Raw genomic sequence first — 19668 nt, 5'->3', positions numbered from 1 at the left:
CTTTTTGGATTTTGAATACACAACGCCCATGCTGCGGCATGAACACGACGTTAACGTGACGATACCGCTTATCCCCACCCTTGCGGGCCATCAGTCAAAGAACGTAAGCAAGCGTAGCCCATACGGCTGGTCTTCATAGCCGTACTGCCTCACACGGGGTACGATTACGGTCTACCCCTATTTACATTCGATTTCCGTACGCCCTTACAGGCGCACGAGGCGACAGACATGAACACAGCCTATCCACCCCACCTCTGCCCACGCTGCGGGCAACCCAATGGCTGTGCTCAGCTCGGTTGCAGCCAACCGGTGACTGACTGCTGGTGCTTCCACACCCGTATCGCTCCCGAAGCACTCGAGACCTTGCCGGAAGACGCTCGCAACGTGGCTTGCCTGTGCGCCCGCTGCGCCAGTGCTACCTTAGAACATGAAACGGATACTAACGGCTGATGCGCCTGGATCGTTTCATCAGTAACCGACCTACCCTCAACCGCCTGGACGCACGCGTGCATTTAGCGCATGGACACGTACGGATCAATGGCGTGCCTGTGCGTGATGGCCGCTACGAGGTACGCTTCTTCGATCGGGTCGAGCTGCTGGACGAGCTGCTTCAAGCTGGCAAGGCTGCTCGTTACTTCATGCTGCACAAACCCGTTGGGTATGTGAGCGCAACGCAGCATCCGGATCACCCCACGGTAATCGATCTGCTGAACGAACAGGACAAGGATGATCTCCACCTGACTGGCCGTCTGGACCTGAACACCTCAGGCCTTATGCTCATCACCAACGATGGTCTCTGGTCTCGTCGTCTGACCCTGCCCGGCAGCAAGCTGCCCAAGGTGTATTACGTCGAGACGGCCAACCCGATCCTGCCGGAATACGTCTCCACATTCGCCGCCGGGCTGTACTTCAAGTTTGAAGACCTTACTACCTTGCCCGCTCATCTGGATATCCTGAGCGAGCGCAGCGCGCGGCTTACTCTCATCGAGGGCCGCTATCATCAGGTCAAGCGCATGTTCGGGCACTTTAGAAATCAGGTCTTACACCTGCACCGGGAGCGGATCGGTCCCATTGTGCTCGATCCCGCCTTGGCACCCGGTGAATATCGTCCTCTTACCGCTACAGAAATCGCATGCGGCGTCCCTGCCTAGACCACTGAGGAACATTCGTCGCGCACTCCGGTCGGCATAAGAATCATTCATCAGCCAGGAGAACCGTATGCGCATTCACGTTCCCCGCCTCGGTTTTGGCGGTGCCCCGCTGGGCAACATGTTTCATGAGCTCACCGAAGAACAAGCCTCCGCCACGCTTGAGGCGGCCTGGGAGGCCGGTATACGCCTGTACGATACATCACCCCATTACGGTGCCGGCCTGTCGGAAATTCGCTTTGCCGAGGTGCTCAGTCAAAAACCCCGGGATGAATACACCCTCTGCACCAAGGTTGGCCGTCTGCTGCAAAAGGCCGACCAGCCTGAGAATGCGGCCCCGTTCGTCAACGAGCGCCCCTACCGCCGCATTCTGGACTACAGCGCAGACGGTGCCCGTCGTTCCATTGAAGACAGCCTCGAACGCCTCAAGACCGACCGGATTGATATCGTCTGGATCCACGATGTATCCGAAGACCAGTTCGGCCCCACATGGCGAGAATATTTTGACCAGGGCATGAAAGGCGCAGCGGTTGCACTGACCCGGATGCGCGAAGAAGGCCTCATCAAAGGCTGGGGGCTAGGTGTGAACATGGTCGAGCCCTGCCGTCTTGCCCTGGAACAGGCTGACCCGGATGCCTTTCTGCTGGCGGGTCGATACTCACTGCTGGACCATCGCGAGGCGCTGGACACCTTGTTCCCGCAATGCCTGGAGCGCGGCGTAGGTATTGTTGTAGGAGGTCCGTACAACTCGGGTATTTTGGCGGGCGGCGAGAACTACAACTATGCCGAGGCTGACTCCTCCATTAAGGAAAAAGCCAAGCACCTCAAATGGGTCTGCGAACAGTTCGACGTCGACGTGCGCGCTGCAGCCCTGCAATTCTGCGTGGCACACCCTACTGTAGCCGCCACGATCCCAGGCACCAGCAAGCCTAAGCGGGTCAGGGAAAACGTTGAACTGATGCAGGTACCAATCCCGCAGGAACTCTGGATAACACTACGGGAGCAGGGCGTCCTGCCCCCTGATGCGCCGGTGCCAGGCGAGACGGCTAGACACTAGGCGTGAAGTGGGATCAGGGCACCTTGGCGTCGCCCTTATCCCATAGCCTTACCAGCTCGTTGGGTGCACGGTCTTCCGGAACGGTAATTGTGATCTCGTCGGGCTTGTCCTTGAAGCGCAACTCGATCTTGTAATACCGCTGATCGCCACGCCCTACGCTTTCCGCCGAGGCTGGCAGCGAACGCTCGAGCACGGAACAGATTCGTCCGCGCTCATCCTCATTGCAACTGGAAAAATCGATCTCCCGTGGGCGCGCCAGCGCATGGATCGCTGCAAAGCCGCCCTGTCGAGAAAGCCTTAACAAGGCATCCGGCCCCAACTTTGGTAGCTCTTTCATAATGACCTCCTCAGGTCAGCTCTACCCCAACGTCTTCCCAGGCCTTGTTAATTGCCTGGGTCTCGCGCGCTTCTGCGCCGAAGCGGCGACCGGCATTCGAAACGGTGAGTCGAGCGAAGGCCGCAAAATCAGCATCGTTGGTCAAGCGGCTGTCGCATAAGGTGTCATACCAGACGCGGCCCGCTGTCTCCCATGCGTATCCGCCGATCCCGGTTGCCGCCAGATAGAATGCCCGATTTGGAATGCCCGAGTTGAGGTGCACACCGCCATTGTCATCCCGCGTTTCAATGAAGTCACGCATATGGCCAGGCTGCGGGTCCTTGCCCAGCATCGGATCATCATACGCCGTACCCGGCTCAGCCATCGAGCGCAGACCACGACCATTGATCTTCTCGGTCAACAGCCCTTCCCCGATCAGCCAGTTGGCCTCCTCGGCTCGCTGCTTCAGGCTGTATTGCTTAACCAAGACCCCAAAGACATCGGACACGGACTCATTAAGTGCGCCAGACTGGTTGTAATACACCAGCCCCGCCTCACTTTCCGTCACCCCGTGGGTAAGCTCATGGGCAACGACATCCAGCGAAATGGTAAAGCGGTTGAAGATCTCGCCGTCCCCATCGCCGAATACCATCTGCTCGCCATTCCAGAAGGCGTTCTGATAGTCCTGACCGTAATGCACTGTGCCCGAGAGCGGCAGGCCCCGGTTATCGATGGAGTTGCGGCCCAGCACCTGATAGAAGAAATCGAAGGTGGCGCCGAGATGGTCATAAGCCTCATCTACAGCAATGTCGCTTACGGCAGGCTGGCCTTCCTTGCGAACCAGCACACCCGGCAACTGGTTACCATTTTTTGCATCATAGATGCTGCGCTGTGCACGCTCATCATCGGTACGCTCCAGCTCACTCACCGGTGCCTGACGCACACCAGGCGGGCCTGGATTATGCAAAAGCGTACGTACATGACTCAGCGTACCCAACGCGCAGGAGCGCTGGCGTTCATCACCATGATCAACGATACGGCTGAGGATGTACGGGGGGATAAAACCTTGAACAGAACCCAAGCGAGGCATACGAACGCCCTCCCTAAGCAGCCAGCGTTGGAGCAGTACAACACTACCCCTCTCACGCCACTCTACGTGGCACAGGGTTAGACCGCAAAACCCGCCCTAGACTCCCTCGCACAAAAACCTTATCAAGAGGCTTCACCCAAGGCTCGGCTTCTGGTACAAAGGACGCCTCCCGAAGCGGGCGTCGTATAATGGCATTACCTGAGCTTCCCAAGCTCATGACGAGGGTTCGATTCCCTTCGCCCGCTCCAATTCGCTTCCTCATGATTCAAGCGGGGCTGACATCCTGGCTTGCCTTCCCAGTAGCAGCACTCGCCAATCCCCCTTCGCCCGAATCATTGCTATCACTACGTAAGGCAGCGTAAACAAGGCGCCCGCCATGAGTGCCAGCAAGCCCCATAGCAGACCAACCTGCCAGGAGCGGGCTCGATAGAGAAGCCAGAGGGCAATCAGAAAAACGTTCAGGCTCAGGTCTGAGTGGAACTGCGCTCGCCACGGATGAGCAAAGTCGCCTACAAAGGTGTACAGGCCCGTCACTAAGCCCATCTCGACAGTACCGCGAAGCGTAATGGCGACCAGCACTAGCCATCCCACCCCAAGCAGCAGCGTTAGCGCCGTTACCTTCCGCATGTCATCCCTCAAAAAATACATACCTGCTGTAAGGATTGTAGGCAGAAGACATGAGTTTGCCCGTGCGCTGCCACTGAGCAACGCACAGGAAAATGGTATGAATGCGCTTAGATATCGCTTTGTGCCAGTGCGGACTTGGTATTCGAGTTGATTGCCTGGTATTTCTTGACCGTACCGTCTTCATCGATCAGGACGCGCAGGCCCTTGGATTGTTCAGAGGCAGCGAGAAAGCCTGAATTGAAATAGGACCAGTACAGCATCTCATAGCCCGACTTGCGGATTTTGGATTGAGGCTCGCCAAACATGGCGATGAGCTGTGAGCGGGTCGTCTGGCCCTCGACGATCTGCCCTACCTGTTGCTCGTCAATGTTGCGCCCGCTCATGACGCAGCCGGTTGTCAGTAACGTGATCAGACTTACTACTACTAAACCACGCATGGTCTCCATCCCCCGTTATACAGATGACTTTCTTGTTATGTTTTGTCCATCCTATCTATCCCATATGACAGTTCGGTTGGCTAGATAGCTTCATCAAATTTATTTGTGCAGAACGGGCGGGCCAGTAGAGGGGATCAGAGGTATCCAGGCAGGTGCCTGAGTCATCTATTCAGGCACCTGCTGCTATCAGGTAGCGCTCTACTCTTGAACGTTGCTCTTGTTCATGCGGCGCAGAATGCCTTCGGGCACGCCTTCTTTAACATCAGGCTGGGAAGCGTAGTCTTCTGAAACGGGCTCCAGATCGTGGTCGTGCAGCCAGATAAGGGCATATTGGCTGACCTGAGTAGCCTCATAGGCTTCCCAGGCTTTCTGGGCCTTGGGGAAATTCTTGAGTTCATAGTCAAAGGTGCGCAGCGGCTTGCGGTCGGTCAAGGCGCGGGAGAGCACCGGATGTGCATGGGGGTCATGAAGATCGAACAAAAAGGCTTCGCGCATGGCTACGCGCTCGGCGATGCCCAGTGGTTCGATGGGCACGTAGCGGTCTTTCTGGGTTTCGATGGCGTGCAGTTCTTCGGCTTCAAAGTCATCCTCGGTCAGATTCAGGAGCTTGCCGGTTTCCAGATCGAGTACGTGGTCGTGTCGGGCCTCACTGGTGAGGACTGATCTGAGCGCTTCGAGGTTTATCGTGATCGGTCGCATGGCTGCACTGACTTACTGTGGCTTATCGATACAGGTATGACCCAGGGATGGCCCGAGGGTGCCCAACATAGGACAAGCAGATACCGCGGAAGCGAAAAGCCGCAGCGGTAGCTGCGGCTTTTCACGGTTACGGCGCGAGGTATTTCTCGGTAAGGCGCACCTGTGCCTTGAGTGGGCGCTCCAGGGCGTTGGCGCCTGCGCTGACGCGGTAGTTACCGCTACAAGTATCCAGGCGAGACGCTGGCATATACCGGACGACAGGGAGGCGTTGATCATGCTGCTCGGTATGGTAATTCCAGGCGCCCAGCGCCGCGCCGCTCCAGGTCAGCCCCTCATCTACCTCAGAGGAACTGGACGGGCTTATCGACCATGCCGTGCAGCTCTTCTTGCACGGCACCAAGGTCAGGCCCGCCTGACCCGTGAAGCAGGTTGGGCGTTTTGCCCATAAGGCATGACATTGTTACGGCCAGCGCCCTTGGCTTTATACAGTGCCTGATCCGCACACTTGATGACCTCTTCAGGGGTGCGCGCTGCCACGCCCCGCTCTGCGACGCCCATGCTGACTGTGATAAAGACAGTCTTGGCCTCACCGGAGCCACGTTGCTCCCTGCCCCGCTCGTCATCCTGGGGGCGGCTCTGCTTGTCCCGGATACGCAAAGGGTACTCTTCGATGCTACGCCGCACAGCTTCCAGATGCGGCAGGCATTCTTCCAGCGTCTTGCCTGGAAAAAGCAGCGTAAACTCCTCGCCGCCATACCGATACGCACTGCCGCCACCGCCGACCTTGCGCATCTTGCTAGCGACCAGCTTGAGTACCTGATCGCCGACGTCATGGCCGTGGGTGTCGTTGAATTTCTTGAAGTGATCCACGTCCGCCATGGCAATGACGTACTGGTTACCCAGGCGACTCAAGCGCTCATTGAGCGCACGGCGCCCCGGAATACCGGTCAACTCGTCTCGGAAGGCCATGTAGAAGGTTTCATGAATGACCGAGCCGATAATGATGAGCTGAACAAAGCTGATCATTACATCCAGAATCTGGGGCTCGATAAAGACCTTGGACCACATCCACATCAGACAGCCAATAGCCACAATAGGCGCCGCCGTCTGCGGCCTTGGCAAGAGAACATATCGCGTGATGACAAGCCCCAACCCCACGATAAAAGTGAAGTAGGCCAGCTGCGCCAGCTTCATCCAGTCGCCGTGCAGCATGGGCCAATAGATGGTATCGACCGCGTGCAGCATCGCCTCGGGATAGACACGGCCCAGTGCTAGCGGGACGACTGTTGCCACAATCAGTAGCGTCAGCCGGGCAATGCTGTCCTGCAGCAGATGCGCCTTGACCTGCCAAACGCAATAGATGCCAATCAGCAGTGGAGTCATGACTGTGGCAAGGTGAAAGACTAAGGGCGTTTCAGGGTTGAGCGTATGGGTCTGCTGATAATGGCTGACCTGAAGCGACAATGAAAAATGTGCAATGTAAAGCGTGACCAGGGAAAACAGTTGGCTCTGCCGCTGATAGACCACACAAAAGGCTCCTCCCAACAACACCAGAAGCGTTGGGAGTACGCTGAACAGCGATGCCATGAAAGCCGTGCCCGGCCAATACAGGCTAAGCAGCCACGCCACCATTGCCAGAAACAAGGGCGGCGCAAAATGAATCGGGCTTTGAGAGAAGCGGTTCCGCACAAGAAAATCCTGATAACTACGTTCACCGCCACGCGATGAAACAAATCGGATAATGAATGGTTACTGGCCTACCCTGGCAGCCTGACCTGCACGATCCTGTCTGCACCTTGCACAGCCAACAGCTGCTTCATCACGCGGAGCGATGGCCATTCGATATCAAGCATGCGTGCGGAGCATACACCTTGACGCCAATAATCTGTAATCGTCTTTATTGTAACGGCCGTCTCGCTGAGAACCTTAACGTTAAATTGAATCCCCATTAAGAAAACACGTTAATCGATTGATTTATCATGAAAACTTACTAATCAAATCAATCAATACCGTTCATGAACTGTTGCTTTCAATATCAAATCGGCAGCACTCAGAGGCCTACCAGCGGCCTGATCCGACAGAAGGATAAACACGGAAAGGTTAGTGGCCATGTGTTGCAAAGCGTGCAGCGCAGCGAGTCTCTTCTGCCTTGAGTAAACCGCTGTGCTCATGTGCCGCGACCCGATTGATGTCATTCAAGCTGCCTTGGTACGGATACCCTGTAAACCGCAGTAAACACACCTCACTGCTTCATAAAGAGCACAGCCCGTCACCTCAATTGATTCAAGTCAATCGCGAGCGAATTAGTCCGCTGCCTAGACAAGGGCCACCGGCATCACCTGCTAGGCTACATCGGACATACCCTTGCGAGGCTCCAGCCATCGTAACGTCAGCTCTGATGGGCCTGGACTCGTAACCTGCTCCTTTCCATCTGGAGGTAACTCGCAAGCCCTGCTGCTTATCAGCCGCTTTGGCGCCTCCTTTATTAATGGATAAGACGTGTCTTTAAGCAGTAGCCATGATCTTGATTACGTTTTTCCGCCTCGCCCTATGGCATAACGCCTTTCAAAGAGCGTGGCCTCGTTATGTTTACTGAGCGCTTCATGAAATCGGATCTTTCCGCAAATGATGATCTACTCGAACACCCCACAGCGCAGCAGGTGATGCTTAAGCGGCTGGCCCGTATCGAAGGCCAGATTCGGGGCCTTCAGGCCATGATCCGACGCGGAGAGCGCTTCGAGTCGGTGGCCCAGCAGTTTTCTGCCTCACGCAGTGCGTTGGAAAAAGCGTATCGCCTGATGCTGACAGCATTGATTGAAGAGGCCATGAGCGATCCCGATCAGGACAGTGCCGAGGCGCTGGCCAAGGTTCGCGAGGTTTTCATCCGCTACACCTGACCCCTGCGGCAAACTGCCATCCCTTGAGGGATGCTTCTACTCTGATTTCATTGCGCCAGATCAATAGATAGCACCCTGCCATCGTCTCTAATGCCGATACTCCACGGAGTATCGACTATGAACTCGCCCTTCAGCTTTCTTAAACACCGCTTGGCCAAGGAGATCGCCGTGATTCTCCTGATCAAGCTGACCCTGCTCATGGGCATCAAGGCCCTCTGGTTCGACGCGCCCACCGTTCCCAAGGACGGCACCGTGGAAATGAGCCAACGCCTTTTGGGTGCCACTCCCGCTTCGCTTAAAATTGAGGAGACACCGAGATGATCTCGGAACAAGTCGTCGACCTGTCGCGTCTGCAGTTTGCCATGACGGCGATGTATCACTTTATCTTCATTCCCCTGACGCTGGGCATGGCCTTCCTGCTGGCCATCATGGAAACGGTTTACGTCATGACCGGCCAGCAGGTCTACAAGGATATGACCAAGTTCTGGGGCAAGCTCTTCGGGATCAATTTCGCCCTGGGGGTCACTACCGGCCTGACGATGGAATTTCAGTTCGGCACCAACTGGGCGTACTACTCCCACTATGTGGGCGATATTTTCGGTGCACCGCTGGCGATCGAAGGCCTTATGGCATTCTTCCTCGAATCGACCTTTATCGGCCTGTTCTTCTTTGGCTGGGAGCGGCTGTCCAGGAAGCAGCACCTGGCGGTAACCTGGCTGGTGGCCCTGGGCTCCAACCTCTCGGCCTTATGGATTCTGATCGCCAACGGCTGGATGCAGAACCCGGTGGGCGCCGAGTTCAATTTCGAGACCATGCGCATGGAGCTGACCGACTTTGGCGCCCTGCTGCTGAACCCGGTCGCGCAGGTCAAGTTCGTGCACACCGTGGCGGCAGGCTATGTGACCGGCTCGGTATTCGTGCTGGCCATCTCCAGTTACTACCTGCTGAAGAAGCGTGACGTAGGCTTTGCCCGCCGCTCCTTTGCAATCGCCTCTGCCTTCGGCCTGGCCTCGGTGCTGTCTGTGATTGTGCTGGGGGACGAGTCCGGCTACGAAGTGGGTGACGTGCAGAAAGCCAAGCTGGCCGCCATCGAAGCCGAATGGCATACCGAAGAAGCTCCGGCCTCCTTCACCCTGTTCGGCTTCCCGAATCAGGAAACCATGCGCACCGACTATGCGGTGAAGATTCCCTATGTCATGGGCATTATCGCCACCCGCTCGCTGGACAAGCAGGTAACCGGTATTCATGAGCTGATCGACCAGCATGAAGACCGCATCCGTAACGGGATGGTGGCCTATAGTCTGCTGGAAAAACTGCGTGGCGGTGAGAAGACCCCTGAAAACATCGCTGCCTTCAACGATGTGAAAAAAGACCTCGGTTACGGCCTGCTGCTGAAGAAATACACCCCTGATGTGGTATCGGCTACCGATGCCCAGATCAAGGAAGCGGCCAAGAGCACCATCCCGCACGTATCTGGCATCTTCTGGAGCTTCCGCATCATGGTCGCCTCGGGTTTCCTGATGCTGGTCCTGTTCGCCTGCGCCTTCTACGCTGTGGCACGCCGCAACGAGGCCACCAAGACCTGGCTGCTCAAGTTTGCCCTGTTCAGCCTGCCGCTGCCCTGGATTGCCGGCCAGACGGGCTGGTTTGTCGCCGAGAACGGTCGTCAGCCCTGGTCCATTGGCGAACTGCTCCCTACTCACCTGTCGGCTTCCAGCGTCTCTACAGGTGATGTCTGGGGCTCGCTGATCGCCTTGATCGTCTTCTACAGCGGCCTGCTGGTGATCGAAATGTACCTGATGATCCGCTTCGCTCGCCTCGGTCCGTCCAGCCTGCACACCGGTCGCTACCACTTTGAGAAAGGCGCAAAGACCGAACTGCCGCAGGCGCCGGAAGCGGCTGCGACTCCAACCATCATTGCCTGAGAACACCCTTATGTTTGATTACGAGAGTCTTAAACTGATCTGGTGGGTGCTGGTGGGGGTATTGCTCATTGGCTTTGCCCTGACCGATGGCTTCGACCTGGGTGCGGCGATTCTGATGCCCATCGTTGGCCGTACCGACAACGAGCGGCGCGTGGTAATCAACACCATTGCGCCCCACTGGGACGGCAACCAGGTGTGGCTGATCACCGCAGGCGGTGCGATGTTCGCCGCCTGGCCGATGGTCTATGCCGCCGCGTTTTCAGGCTTCTACTGGGCCATGCTGGTAGTGCTGTTTGCACTTTTTGTACGCCCGGTGGGATTCGACTACCGCAGCAAGCTGGAAAATACCCAATGGCGTCAGGCCTGGGATTGGGGGCTGTTCGCCGGTGCAGTCGTGCCCTCGGTCGTGTTTGGCGTGGCCTTTGGCAACCTTCTGCAAGGCGTACCGCTGGAACTGGACAACACGTTGCGTGCCTCTTATCACGGTAGCTTCTGGCAACTGCTGAACCCCTTCGGCCTGCTGGCCGGTATCGTCAGCTTTACTATGCTGGCCCTGCATGGCGGTACCTGGCTGATGATGCGTACCGAAGGTGCCATCAGCCAACGCGCCCGCCGCGCCTCGCAGATTCTGGCGCTGGCGTTCCTTGCTACCTTTATCGGGGCGGGTGTCTGGCTGTGGATGGGTGGCATCAACGGTTTCGCCCTGCTGTCCAGCTTTGACGCCAACGCCGCACTGAATCCGCTAGCCAAGGAAGTCGCCCAGACCAACGTCGGCTGGATGACCAATTACGCTCAATATCCGATGACCAAGCTGGCCCCGGTCATCGGTATCGTGGGTGGGCTGATGGCCCTGCTCTCCTCGACTTCCGGCCGCAGTTGGGTAGCCTTCCTCGGCTCCAGCCTGGCCATTGTGGGTACGTTGTGCACCGCAGGCTTTGCACTGTTCCCCTTCATCATGCCGTCGAGCTTTGATCCCGCGGCGAGCCTGACCATGTGGGATGCCGTCTCCAGTCACAAGACTCTGGGGATCATGCTGGTAGCAGCCTGCATCTTTGTCCCGATCATCCTGACCTATACCCTGTGGGGTTACGTGAAGATGTGGGGCAAGGTGACTACCGCGCATATCAACGACAACCCCCACGGCCTTTATTGATTCATTCGTCTAGTCGTTCGGCCGACCCTGAGGAGGCTCAGAACAGTCCCAGGGATCGGTCGGACAGGTCCTAAATATCTTCAGGAGTCATCATCATGTGGTATTTCACCTGGGTTCTCGGTATCGCTCTGGCGTGCGGCTTCGGCATCATGAATGCATTGTGGCTCGAAGCGACTGAAAATCTCGACGAGGAGATCCAGCCGTGATCACCCACGCCCGCCCGGTGCTGCTGCGAGGAGGGTTCAGGGTACTCTCCCTGCTCCTCGCCTCGCCACTGTGCCTGTTGCTGCTCATCTATCCCACTGCGTTTCTGAATGCCGAAGGCCACTACAGCCATAGCATGCTTATGCTGGTGATGTGGGGCGTGGCGGGCGGCTTTGTGCACGGCGTAGGGTTCGACCCTCGGGCGAAAGTCTGGAAGTGGGCCTTTGGCCCTTTGTTAGCCTGGACGCTGATGGCGCTGGGCTACGCCCTGCTGATACAGGCCCGAATGGGTTGACGTATGAGATGCCAGCCTGACTAAAGGCTGGCATCCTGTGGTCAGGTGGTCATAAGCGAGTCGGTTGGATGCCGTGATGCAATTTTCAACCGCTCTGCTGGATACCTTACTGATTCGGTTCTTGCGCTCCAGTTGAGTATCGTGTTGCTCAACCCATCCTAATTGCCCTCTCCGTTACTCCGCTCAGCAGGTTGGGTGCAGCCCAGCGATACCCAACAGCTGTCCTGGACGGGTAATGCTTAATGCCTATTCAGGCGGCAGAGCGGTCGAGTTCATCTCTCAGGGTTTGCGCCAGGGTCTTCAAATCGTAGGGTTTGGAAAGGACCTTGAAACCATAATCCTTTACCGCGTGCTCGGTATAACCGGTGGCTAATACAATCGGCAAACCTGGATCGCGCTCGCGTAGCGCCAACGCCAGTCCGACGCCGTCCAGACGGCCAGGCATAATGATGTCGGAAAAGATGATGTTGGGTCGTACGCTGGGCGAGCCGGACAGCATCGTTTCGTACCGCTGCAAGGCCTCGTCGGCATTGGCGGCTGTGGTTACCTCAAACCCCAACTCCTCCAGCATCGGTCCGACCACCTCCCTCACCTGCTCGTCATCATCCACCAGCAACACCCGGGCAGACGCAACAGGCAACGCGCTGTCGGAAGCGGCCTCCTGGTGCTCGATCAATACGGCCTCCCCCAGGGGCAGCATGATTGTAAGGGTCGTGCCTACGCCTACAGCGCTTTCGATCAGCACCGTCCCCCGCGCTTGCCTGGCAAACCCATAGACTTGGGCAAGCCCAAGCCCGGTGCCTTGCCCCACCTCCTTGGTCGTGAAGAACGGCTCCATGGCCCTGGCCTGCACATCTTCACTCATGCCATGGCCATTATCCTTCACGCACAACGCCACGTATTCTCCCCCTGCCAATCCCTCTACTTCACCGGTCTGGATTACCTTACGCACCAGCGAGACGGTGATTTCGCCGCCATCAGGCATGGCATCGCGGGAGTTGAATACCATGTTCAAGACGGCCAGCTCGCATTGAAGCGGATCGAGGAATACCGACCAGGACTGGTCCGGTATTTCCAGCGTGAGCCTTATACGGCTGGGCAAGGCGCCATCCAACAGATCGCCCATACCCATCAGGACCGTACGCAGGTCCACTGTACGAGCCTCATCAACCCGGCTGCGACTGAACGCCATGAGCTGGCGAGTCAACTTGGTGCCCCGCTCGACAGACCGGCTACAGGCTTCGATCGCTTTTTGGGCGCGGGGCGTCGTGGCTGACTTCTCAGCCAGTGCCAACCCCATAGTTAGCGTTTGCAGCAGGTTATTGAAGTCGTGAGCAATACCGCCGGTGAGGCGCCCCAGAGATTCCAGTTTCTGCCCTTGCAGCAACGCCTTCTGCGAGCGCTCGGCCTGAGCAACCGCCTCATCCACCCGCTGGTTCATCTTGGCGTTGGCGCTCTGTATTTCCTCGCTGGCCTTTGCCAGTACGCTAGCAGTGCGGTCCGTTTCAACCATGCCTGTTGCAATGGGCTTGATCGCCTCGCCTCGGCCCAGCGCCTGGGCCGTTTGATCCAGCAGACGAAGCGGCTGCGCGATTCTGCGCCCCATCCAGAAGGCTAGAAGAATGGCGCACCCCAACAGAATCAGTGATCCTACGATGACGGCAATCGAGGCATGAATAGCCGTACGCTGAATTTCCGCGCGTGGGAGGCCAATAACCACTGACCACCCCGACAAGGGTGCCTTGCTGAAGAAGGAGCGCATGGGCATGCCTTCCAGCGAGACCGAATCGAGAAACCCTTCACTATCGACCATCAGCCGATCCATCAAAGGGCCTGAAGCCTGTCTTCCTACAAAGTCCTGCGGACGGCTACTTCTGGTTACGACTTGAGCCCTGGAATCCATGATGACGCCCAGCCAAGACTGGGGCAGCTGCTGCTCTTTAAGCACCGTATCCATTTGCGAGGCAAACGAGCCCATTGCAATAAAGTAGGCGACCTGCCCATCACGAAAAACAGGCCGCCGGACCGCAAAGCTGTACTCTTTCCCCACAGGCGCGACATACAGTCCGCTCACCAGTAACGGCTTGTTGAAGTCGGTAGCATTGATTTCAGCGTTAATGCTATGGGGAAGGTCTGCACCAAAAGGTCTACGGGTATTTATCAGCTGCTGGCCGTCCAGGTCGAATAGGATGATGGAGTTTTCCCAGGTCTGGGTAATCCGTCGCGCATGCCTGTAGAAGGCCTCAAGGTCGTTGCGCTCAAGGGAAGGCGAAATGGCCAGAGTCGAGATAATGGCATCACGCCTGAGCAGGTCACGGTCAACGGCCAGCGAAAGCGCCCGGGTGGTGGCCCGCATGCTCTCTTCCACCTTGCTTCGCTGATCCTGGTAGACGTAGTAGATGGCGAATGTAGAAGCCAACAGTGTCGGAGCCAAGATGGCTATTACCAGCGTAATAAGCTTGGCGCGGATCGACATACTGCTGCGACCTTATTCAAAGGTGAATATGCTTGAAATTCTAGGCCCCTTTAGGGAGTTTGACTATTACTAGCCAAGGGCCTTCTAGCGCCTCCTGTATCAGGATGCACCGCCCGCCGCCCTGCTGCGCCTTTCCTAAAAAATGAACTCTTATGCCAGGCGGTGTTGTCGACTGGACAGTACTAGCAGCCAGGCATTTCTTCATGTGTGGACGATTTGCACAATACCGGACCGCCATAGACTATATCGAGGCGCTCAAGACATCGGTCGACTTTGCAGGCGGACTCGACCCCATACCCATTGGCCGTTACAACGTGGCACCTGGCACCCGGGTGCAATTGCTGCATGAAGAGACCGAAGGCATCCGCTTCGATCCAGTGCCGTGGGGATACGCACCCTTTTGGGCACGTGATCCAGAGTCACACAAGCCAAAGCGGCCTCCTGTCATCAATGCCCGTGTAGAAACAGCGGCCACCAGTAAAATGTTTCGCAGCCTGTGGAAGCATGGAAAATCACTGGTAGCAGCGGACGGCTGGTATGAATGGAAAAAGGATGCCGATGACCCCAAACGCAAGCAGCCTTACTTCATCAAGCTGAAGTCAGACGAGCCGATGTTCTTTGCCGCCATTGGACAGTTTCATCGGACCGACCAACACGAACATGAAGATGATGGTTTCGTCATCATCACGGCGGCTGCCGATGAAGGCATGATCGATATTCATGATCGACGTCCGCTGGTATTGACGCCCGAAGCGGCCCGGGAATGGATCGAGCCAGACCTCTCACCCGAGCGCGCCGAGGAAATCGCCCAGGACGGCGCGATTTCTGTCGACCAGTTCGAATGGTATCCGGTGAACAAGGCTGTCGGCAGTGTTCATAACGACAGCCCTGCCCTGCTTGAGCGAGAACCCAAACCGTTGGTGTGAGCCAATCAGAAGCCCGACAGCGCCGGGCTTTCGTATTCAGAAGATGTCGAGTGGGTAATCCGCGATCAAGCGGAACTCGTTAACCGACCCGCCCGTCGAGGCAGCGCCACGGTGCCATGCCTGACGAACGCGCAGGGACAGATCCTTTGCCGGCCCCTCCTGAACGACATACTTGGCCTCCAGGTTGGTTTCACGCTCTTTGTCATTATGATCGTAGGCATAACCTGTTACCGCACCCGCCTCGTCTCGGGATACGTAGGCACCGCCAGCATCCGCATGAGTACCGTCGATATCATAGCCATAGATGTAGCGGGCCATGAAGCTCAGACCTGGCACGCCATAGGACGTCATGTCCAGGTCGTAACGCGCCTGCCAGGACTTTTCATTCGGTGCGTTGAAGTCAGACCACTGGATCGAGTTGGCCAGGAAGATCGAATCACCGCCACCGCCTGCGCCATTGTTGCCGAAGCCTACGTAATCAAAGGGCGTATCGCCGTGAATGCGCTGGTGCGCCAGCGTAAAGGTATGCGCGCCTAGGTTATAGGCCGCTGCCAGAGACCAGGCCGTGTTACTGATGGAGCCCGCCTCGGCGCGCCCCTCATCATTGGTACGGTAGATGTTGAAGTCGAAGGTTAGCGACTGATCATCCTGCAGGGGCAGCGCATAGTTGACGTTACCGTAGTATTGACGCCAGAGGTCCTGGAATTCCGAGCCATACAGCGAGACACTGAGGTTGTCATTAACCTGATAGGCGCCGCCTAGGTAGTCGACCTTGCGGGTTTCGACGCCGGCATAGGTCGCCCACAATCCGCCATCGGTGCTGGTAGAGGTTGGTTCGGTACCCGCCGTGAAATGCCCCAGGTCCAGGGTCAGACCATCGATTTCCTTGCTAATGATGTTCAGACCACGTGCAGTCTGCGGCAATAGTCGGCTGCCACCTGCCGCAAACACCGGGGCCGTCGGCTGCATTTCGCCATACTTCAGAATAGTGTTGGAGATTCGTAGCTTTACCGCGCCGCCAGCCTTTGAATATTCATCCTGCGTTTCGCCGCTCGAGTTGACCTGGACATTGCCGCTGCCAGCATGGCCATTACCGCCATCGAGTTTAAGCGCAAGATACCCGAAGGCATCTACTCCGAAGCCTACCGTTCCCTGGGTGAACCCCGATTCATAATTGGCGAGAAGACCATAGGACCAATCGCGAGGATCACGCTGGTTATGCGCGTTTTCGTGGTGGCCATCGCCTTTGACCTGGCGATTGAAGTACATGCTGCGATTCAGGAGCTGAAGATGGCTGTCTTCAATAAATCCATTGGAATCCGCTTGACCGGCGAAGGCCATTGTACTGCTGCAAGCCATTAACGAGAGGGTTAGCGTGCTCAGTCTGAAGGTCTTCATCAGGGGTGGCTCTCCTTAAAAATGGTGCACCGTAAAAATCGAGAGGTGCAAGATCTCATTGGCAGTCGAGATTCAATTCATTTGTCGTTTGTCTTTATGGTACGCATCGCTTTCCACGGCTCGGCAATTCAGCCAAAAGCCCAGTGCAGACGACGCGCTGCCCGCTCAGTGTGCCATTAAATTGCTTAGCAAACTAACCTTATAGGCACACCGGTGCTGGCCGAGATGCGCTGTCTTAGCAGAGATAAACGGGACAGTTAAAGCCGAACCCGCTGAATGAACGGGTTGAATCCTCCTCACTACGCCCAAACGGTCACATTTTGCAAAAGCGAAACTGATGGGGCACAAACCAGCTGTCGACCAAGCGATTTTGTAAGCGCCAAAGCTTGCTGAAAGGCGGACCCACGTCCGTCTGGCGTTTCGAGCCAGAGCCTGCCCCTCTTGCTTTTCCAAAATAGTGATGCCAGACACCCATAACTGGAAATGCGCATGCTGACAAGCCTTGCCGTAAGGTAGCAATTACACATATGGTTACAAGTACGTGATTCAAAAGAGCCTGATATTTGTAACCAGATACGTCAGGGCCGATTATTCCAACATCGAGTGTGTACCCATGGCGAACAACTCTAAAGGCAAAGCCATCTTCCGGGTTGTCAGCGGCAACTTCCTGGAAATGTACGATTTCATGGTGTATGGCTTCTATGCCACCGCCATTGCCAAAACCTTCTTCCCCGGCGACAACCCCCTCGCCTCGCTCATGCTGTCCCTGGCAACTTTCGGAGCGGGCTTTCTAATGCGTCCTCTAGGCGCCATCTTTCTAGGGGCTTATATCGACCGTCATGGCCGTCGCAAGGGATTGGTCATCACATTGGCCCTGATGGCCACCGGAACCTTGCTGATTGCATTGGTGCCCGGCTATGCCACGCTGGGCGTGCTTGCGCCCATCCTCGTCTTGCTGGGCCGTCTTCTGCAGGGTTTCTCGGCGGGTGTCGAACTGGGTGGTGTATCCGTTTATCTGGCCGAGATTGCAACGCCCGGCCGCCGCGGCTTCTTTGTCAGCTGGCAGTCAGCCAGCCAACAGGTAGCAGTGGTCTTTGCCGGCCTGCTGGGCGTCATGCTCAATCGTTTGCTGTCTCCAGAAGACATGGGTGACTGGGGCTGGCGTATTCCCTTCCTGATTGGCTGCCTGATCGTACCCGTGCTGTTCATCATTCGCCGTTCGCTGGAGGAGTCGCCCGAGTTCCAGGCGCGCCACCACCGTCCGACTCTGGGCGAAGTAATCCGCTCCATTGGCAGCAACTTCGGTCTGATCATCGCCGGGATGGCCATGGTCTCGATGACCACAGCATCCTTCTACCTGATCACCGCCTATACCCCGACCTTTGGCAAGACCGAACTGCACCTGAGCGACATTGACAGTTTGCTGGTCACCATGTGCGTAGGAGTTTCGAACTTCATCTGGTTACCTGTGATGGGTTCGCTATCGGATCGGATCGGACGTCGCCCCTTGCTGATCGCAGCAACGGTTCTGGCTATCTTTACCGCCTACCCTGCGCTGATCTGGTTAACGAACGAGCCCTCGTTTACCCGCCTGCTGCTAGTCGAGCTGTGGCTGTCCTTCCTATATGGTAGTTATAACGGTGCGATGGTCGTGGCCCTGGCCGAGGTCATGCCGGCGGACGTACGAACTACAGGCTTTTCGTTGGCCTACAGCTTGGCCACCGCAACCTTTGGCGGCTTCACCCCGGTCATCTGTACCTGGCTGATCCATACCCTGGATAACCGTGCCGCACCGGGCATCTGGCTGACGTTGGCGGCCGTACTTGGCCTGACGGCTACGTTGGTTCTGTTCCGCCGCAAGGATCTGCAGGGCGCGGGTCAGCAGGCACTGAGCTCGCAGTAACTCTCCCTGGCAGGGCATGAAACGCCATACCGCTTCATGCCCTGCACGCGCTACCCTCCGCTTGTCTGCCGCTGAAATTCTTTGATTCAGTGTGTGCACCATCCCTTGAATCGCGGGTCGAAGGCCACATTAAAAGGCTGATTATTCAGCATCAATGACCCGACGCCACGATTCCATCATGCCAGCCCGCAAAATACTGCATGATGGACACTCAGGTTGAATCTGATGTCCATGAGGTACGCGTCTGGCGACCTCGCTCTTCTTACGAGGATAAGCAATGCCTGCATCTGTTATTGCCGAGCTTTTACAACAGCATGAACGCGAGTTGTTAGAGGAATGGATCACTGCGCAACGCTCAGCAGGTATTCGTACCGATCTGATTGATGAAGAAACGGTCAAGAGCAACTCCAGAGAAATGCTCAAGCTATTGACCGTTGCGGCTGCCGAAGGCCTGGATGATCTTCATCATGACCAATGGACCCCGGTCAAAGCCATGCTGGATCGTCTGTCTCGCAGCCAGAGCCGGCAGGGATTCTCACCGTCTGAAACGGCAACTTTTGTCTTCTCGCTGAAAGAGCCTCTTTTTGCACGGATTCAAGCGCAGTGCGCCAATCCCGTAGAAGTGGTATGGATTGCCAGCAAATTACTGGACAAGCTCGGCCTGTACTGTGTTGAAAGCCACATGGAAAGCCGGGAGGCGATTATTCGCGAACAGCAGGAAAGCATGCTGGAGCTGTCGACCCCTGTCGTTGAACTCTGGAAAGGCATCCTGGCCATCCCTCTGATCGGCTCGCTCGACAGCAACCGTACCCAGATCGTGATGGAAGCCCTGCTGGAAAAGATCGTCCAGACCGAGTCCGACCTTGCCATTATCGATATTACCGGCGTGCCTACTGTGGACACCATGGTCGCCCAGCATCTGCTCAAGACAGTAACTGCCGCCAAGCTGATGGGCGCCAAGTGCATCATCAGCGGTATTCGTCCGCAAATCGCCGCCACCATCGTCCATCTGGGCGTAGAGCTGGGTGACGTCGTGACCAAAGCCTCGCTGGCCGATGCATTCCAGATGGCTCTGAAAGAGCTCAACGTTCGTCTCGTTTCTGCTACGGCACGCTAA

The 19668-nt window shown here is 56.7% G+C and carries 21 protein-coding genes and 1 tRNA gene; 13 read left to right on the top strand and 9 right to left on the bottom strand.

Features of this window, described 5'->3' with window-relative positions; translation table 11 throughout:
* Positions 1–228 precede the first annotated feature (228 nt).
* From JQR90_RS06160 to JQR90_RS06150, 3 genes are all read left to right on the top strand, one after another.
* The gene (locus tag JQR90_RS06160; protein ID WP_074827669.1) at positions 229–450 is read left to right on the top strand and encodes a cysteine-rich CWC family protein; all 222 of its coding nucleotides are present in this window, start codon (positions 229–231) and stop codon (positions 448–450) included.
* Positions 450–1151, top strand: a complete 702-nt coding sequence (locus JQR90_RS06155; protein ID WP_286787034.1) for a 16S rRNA pseudouridine(516) synthase — start codon at positions 450–452, stop codon at positions 1149–1151. Before JQR90_RS06160 ends, JQR90_RS06155 begins: the two co-directional genes overlap by 1 nt.
* 67 nt (positions 1152–1218) lie before the next feature.
* Entirely contained in the window at positions 1219–2205 is a 987-nt protein-coding gene (locus JQR90_RS06150) for an aldo/keto reductase (protein WP_434140645.1), read from the top strand.
* 13 nt (positions 2206–2218) lie between these two features.
* Here the strand turns inward: JQR90_RS06150 and JQR90_RS06145 are convergent, their stop codons facing one another.
* Entirely contained in the window at positions 2219–2542 is a 324-nt protein-coding gene (locus tag JQR90_RS06145) for a protealysin inhibitor emfourin (protein ID WP_010797555.1), read from the bottom strand.
* Between the two features lie 10 nt (positions 2543–2552).
* The gene (locus JQR90_RS06140; RefSeq protein WP_019366594.1) at positions 2553–3611 is read right to left on the bottom strand and encodes a M4 family metallopeptidase; all 1059 of its coding nucleotides are present in this window, start codon (positions 3609–3611) and stop codon (positions 2553–2555) included.
* A gap of 174 nt (positions 3612–3785) precedes the next feature.
* Here JQR90_RS06140 and JQR90_RS06135 point away from each other — a divergent pair.
* Positions 3786–3859 (top strand) — tRNA-Gly (locus JQR90_RS06135).
* Between the two features lie 10 nt (positions 3860–3869).
* On the opposite strand, the gene JQR90_RS06130 is transcribed toward JQR90_RS06135, so the two are convergent.
* From JQR90_RS06130 to JQR90_RS06110, 5 genes are all read right to left on the bottom strand, one after another.
* Positions 3870–4238 carry a DUF1475 family protein gene (locus JQR90_RS06130; protein ID WP_010797553.1) on the bottom strand — a complete coding sequence of 123 codons (369 nt, stop codon included), beginning with the start codon at positions 4236–4238 and terminating at the stop codon, positions 3870–3872.
* Between the two features lie 107 nt (positions 4239–4345).
* Positions 4346–4675, bottom strand: coding sequence for a hypothetical protein (locus JQR90_RS06125; RefSeq protein ID WP_010797552.1), 330 nt, complete (start codon positions 4673–4675; stop codon positions 4346–4348).
* 198 nt (positions 4676–4873) lie between these two features.
* Positions 4874–5374, bottom strand: coding sequence for a UPF0158 family protein (locus tag JQR90_RS06120; protein WP_010797551.1), 501 nt, complete (start codon positions 5372–5374; stop codon positions 4874–4876).
* Positions 5375–5501: 127 nt separating this feature from the next.
* Positions 5502–5771: a hypothetical protein gene (locus tag JQR90_RS06115; RefSeq protein WP_125912921.1), complete on the bottom strand. Its 270-nt coding sequence runs from the start codon at positions 5769–5771 to the stop codon at positions 5502–5504.
* 5 nt (positions 5772–5776) lie between these two features.
* Positions 5777–7006, bottom strand: coding sequence for a GGDEF domain-containing protein (locus JQR90_RS06110; protein ID WP_051370241.1), 1230 nt, complete (start codon positions 7004–7006; stop codon positions 5777–5779).
* A gap of 971 nt (positions 7007–7977) precedes the next feature.
* Here JQR90_RS06110 and JQR90_RS06105 point away from each other — a divergent pair.
* The 6 genes from JQR90_RS06105 to JQR90_RS06080 all read left to right on the top strand — a co-directional run bounded on the left by JQR90_RS06105 (position 7978) and on the right by JQR90_RS06080 (position 11848).
* The gene (locus JQR90_RS06105; RefSeq protein ID WP_051370240.1) at positions 7978–8271 is read left to right on the top strand and encodes a metal-sensing transcriptional repressor; all 294 of its coding nucleotides are present in this window, start codon (positions 7978–7980) and stop codon (positions 8269–8271) included.
* Positions 8272–8388: 117 nt separating this feature from the next.
* The gene (cydP, locus tag JQR90_RS06100; protein ID WP_010797548.1) at positions 8389–8592 is read left to right on the top strand and encodes a cytochrome oxidase putative small subunit CydP; all 204 of its coding nucleotides are present in this window, start codon (positions 8389–8391) and stop codon (positions 8590–8592) included.
* A complete protein-coding gene (locus JQR90_RS06095; RefSeq protein WP_010797547.1) occupies positions 8589–10196 on the top strand; it encodes a cytochrome ubiquinol oxidase subunit I in 1608 nt (535 codons plus the stop codon). The genes cydP and JQR90_RS06095 overlap by 4 nt, the downstream gene beginning before the upstream one ends.
* 10 nt (positions 10197–10206) lie before the next feature.
* Positions 10207–11349, top strand: a complete 1143-nt coding sequence (cydB, locus tag JQR90_RS06090) for a cytochrome d ubiquinol oxidase subunit II (RefSeq protein ID WP_010797546.1) — start codon at positions 10207–10209, stop codon at positions 11347–11349.
* A gap of 95 nt (positions 11350–11444) precedes the next feature.
* Positions 11445–11555 carry a cytochrome bd-I oxidase subunit CydX gene (gene cydX / locus JQR90_RS06085; RefSeq protein ID WP_010797545.1) on the top strand — a complete coding sequence of 37 codons (111 nt, stop codon included), beginning with the start codon at positions 11445–11447 and terminating at the stop codon, positions 11553–11555.
* Positions 11552–11848 carry a cyd operon YbgE family protein gene (locus JQR90_RS06080; protein ID WP_010797544.1) on the top strand — a complete coding sequence of 99 codons (297 nt, stop codon included), beginning with the start codon at positions 11552–11554 and terminating at the stop codon, positions 11846–11848. Before cydX ends, JQR90_RS06080 begins: the two co-directional genes overlap by 4 nt.
* 250 nt (positions 11849–12098) lie before the next feature.
* Here JQR90_RS06080 and JQR90_RS06075 read toward each other — a convergent pair whose 3' ends face one another.
* The gene (locus tag JQR90_RS06075) at positions 12099–14324 is read right to left on the bottom strand and encodes a hybrid sensor histidine kinase/response regulator (RefSeq protein WP_010797543.1); all 2226 of its coding nucleotides are present in this window, start codon (positions 14322–14324) and stop codon (positions 12099–12101) included.
* 203 nt (positions 14325–14527) lie between these two features.
* Here JQR90_RS06075 and JQR90_RS06070 point away from each other — a divergent pair, with 203 nt between their 5' ends.
* Positions 14528–15250 carry an SOS response-associated peptidase family protein gene (locus tag JQR90_RS06070; protein WP_010797542.1) on the top strand — a complete coding sequence of 241 codons (723 nt, stop codon included), beginning with the start codon at positions 14528–14530 and terminating at the stop codon, positions 15248–15250.
* 36 nt (positions 15251–15286) lie between these two features.
* Here the strand turns inward: JQR90_RS06070 and JQR90_RS06065 are convergent, their stop codons facing one another.
* The gene (locus tag JQR90_RS06065; RefSeq protein ID WP_010797541.1) at positions 15287–16648 is read right to left on the bottom strand and encodes an OprD family porin; all 1362 of its coding nucleotides are present in this window, start codon (positions 16646–16648) and stop codon (positions 15287–15289) included.
* A 613-nt stretch (positions 16649–17261) separates the two neighbouring features.
* On the opposite strand from JQR90_RS06065, the gene JQR90_RS06060 reads away from it, so the two are divergent.
* Positions 17262–18551: an MFS transporter gene (locus JQR90_RS06060; protein ID WP_010797540.1), complete on the top strand. Its 1290-nt coding sequence runs from the start codon at positions 17262–17264 to the stop codon at positions 18549–18551.
* A gap of 277 nt (positions 18552–18828) precedes the next feature.
* Positions 18829–19668, top strand: a complete 840-nt coding sequence (locus JQR90_RS06055; RefSeq protein WP_010797539.1) for an STAS domain-containing protein — start codon at positions 18829–18831, stop codon at positions 19666–19668.

The sequence above is a fragment of the Pseudomonas sp. JZ114 genome (assembly GCF_051027705.1).
Lineage (GTDB): Bacteria > Pseudomonadota > Gammaproteobacteria > Pseudomonadales > Pseudomonadaceae > Chryseomonas > Chryseomonas luteola.
Note: the sequence above shows the minus strand (reverse complement) of the source record. Positions and strands in the feature narration are given on the sequence as shown.

What these genes read in the sequence shown, in the direction of transcription:
- JQR90_RS06160 (WP_074827669.1), top strand. Translation starts at nt 229, where the DNA reads ATGAACACAGCCTATCCACCCCACCTCTGCCCACGCTGCGGGCAACCC.
- JQR90_RS06155 (WP_286787034.1), top strand. Translation starts at nt 450, where the DNA reads ATGCGCCTGGATCGTTTCATCAGTAACCGACCTACCCTCAACCGCCTG.
- JQR90_RS06150 (WP_434140645.1), top strand. Translation starts at nt 1,219, where the DNA reads ATGCGCATTCACGTTCCCCGCCTCGGTTTTGGCGGTGCCCCGCTGGGC.
- JQR90_RS06145 (WP_010797555.1), bottom strand. Translation starts at nt 2,542, where the DNA reads ATGAAAGAGCTACCAAAGTTGGGGCCGGATGCCTTGTTAAGGCTTTCT.
- JQR90_RS06140 (WP_019366594.1), bottom strand. Translation starts at nt 3,611, where the DNA reads ATGCCTCGCTTGGGTTCTGTTCAAGGTTTTATCCCCCCGTACATCCTC.
- JQR90_RS06130 (WP_010797553.1), bottom strand. Translation starts at nt 4,238, where the DNA reads ATGCGGAAGGTAACGGCGCTAACGCTGCTGCTTGGGGTGGGATGGCTA.
- JQR90_RS06125 (WP_010797552.1), bottom strand. Translation starts at nt 4,675, where the DNA reads ATGCGTGGTTTAGTAGTAGTAAGTCTGATCACGTTACTGACAACCGGC.
- JQR90_RS06120 (WP_010797551.1), bottom strand. Translation starts at nt 5,374, where the DNA reads ATGCGACCGATCACGATAAACCTCGAAGCGCTCAGATCAGTCCTCACC.
- JQR90_RS06110 (WP_051370241.1), bottom strand. Translation starts at nt 7,006, where the DNA reads ATGGTGGCGTGGCTGCTTAGCCTGTATTGGCCGGGCACGGCTTTCATG.
- JQR90_RS06105 (WP_051370240.1), top strand. Translation starts at nt 7,978, where the DNA reads ATGAAATCGGATCTTTCCGCAAATGATGATCTACTCGAACACCCCACA.
- cydP (WP_010797548.1), top strand. Translation starts at nt 8,389, where the DNA reads ATGAACTCGCCCTTCAGCTTTCTTAAACACCGCTTGGCCAAGGAGATC.
- JQR90_RS06095 (WP_010797547.1), top strand. Translation starts at nt 8,589, where the DNA reads ATGATCTCGGAACAAGTCGTCGACCTGTCGCGTCTGCAGTTTGCCATG.
- cydB (WP_010797546.1), top strand. Translation starts at nt 10,207, where the DNA reads ATGTTTGATTACGAGAGTCTTAAACTGATCTGGTGGGTGCTGGTGGGG.
- cydX (WP_010797545.1), top strand. Translation starts at nt 11,445, where the DNA reads ATGTGGTATTTCACCTGGGTTCTCGGTATCGCTCTGGCGTGCGGCTTC.
- JQR90_RS06075 (WP_010797543.1), bottom strand. Translation starts at nt 14,324, where the DNA reads ATGTCGATCCGCGCCAAGCTTATTACGCTGGTAATAGCCATCTTGGCT.
- JQR90_RS06070 (WP_010797542.1), top strand. Translation starts at nt 14,528, where the DNA reads ATGTGTGGACGATTTGCACAATACCGGACCGCCATAGACTATATCGAG.
- JQR90_RS06065 (WP_010797541.1), bottom strand. Translation starts at nt 16,648, where the DNA reads ATGAAGACCTTCAGACTGAGCACGCTAACCCTCTCGTTAATGGCTTGC.
- JQR90_RS06060 (WP_010797540.1), top strand. Translation starts at nt 17,262, where the DNA reads ATGGCGAACAACTCTAAAGGCAAAGCCATCTTCCGGGTTGTCAGCGGC.
- JQR90_RS06055 (WP_010797539.1), top strand. Translation starts at nt 18,829, where the DNA reads ATGCCTGCATCTGTTATTGCCGAGCTTTTACAACAGCATGAACGCGAG.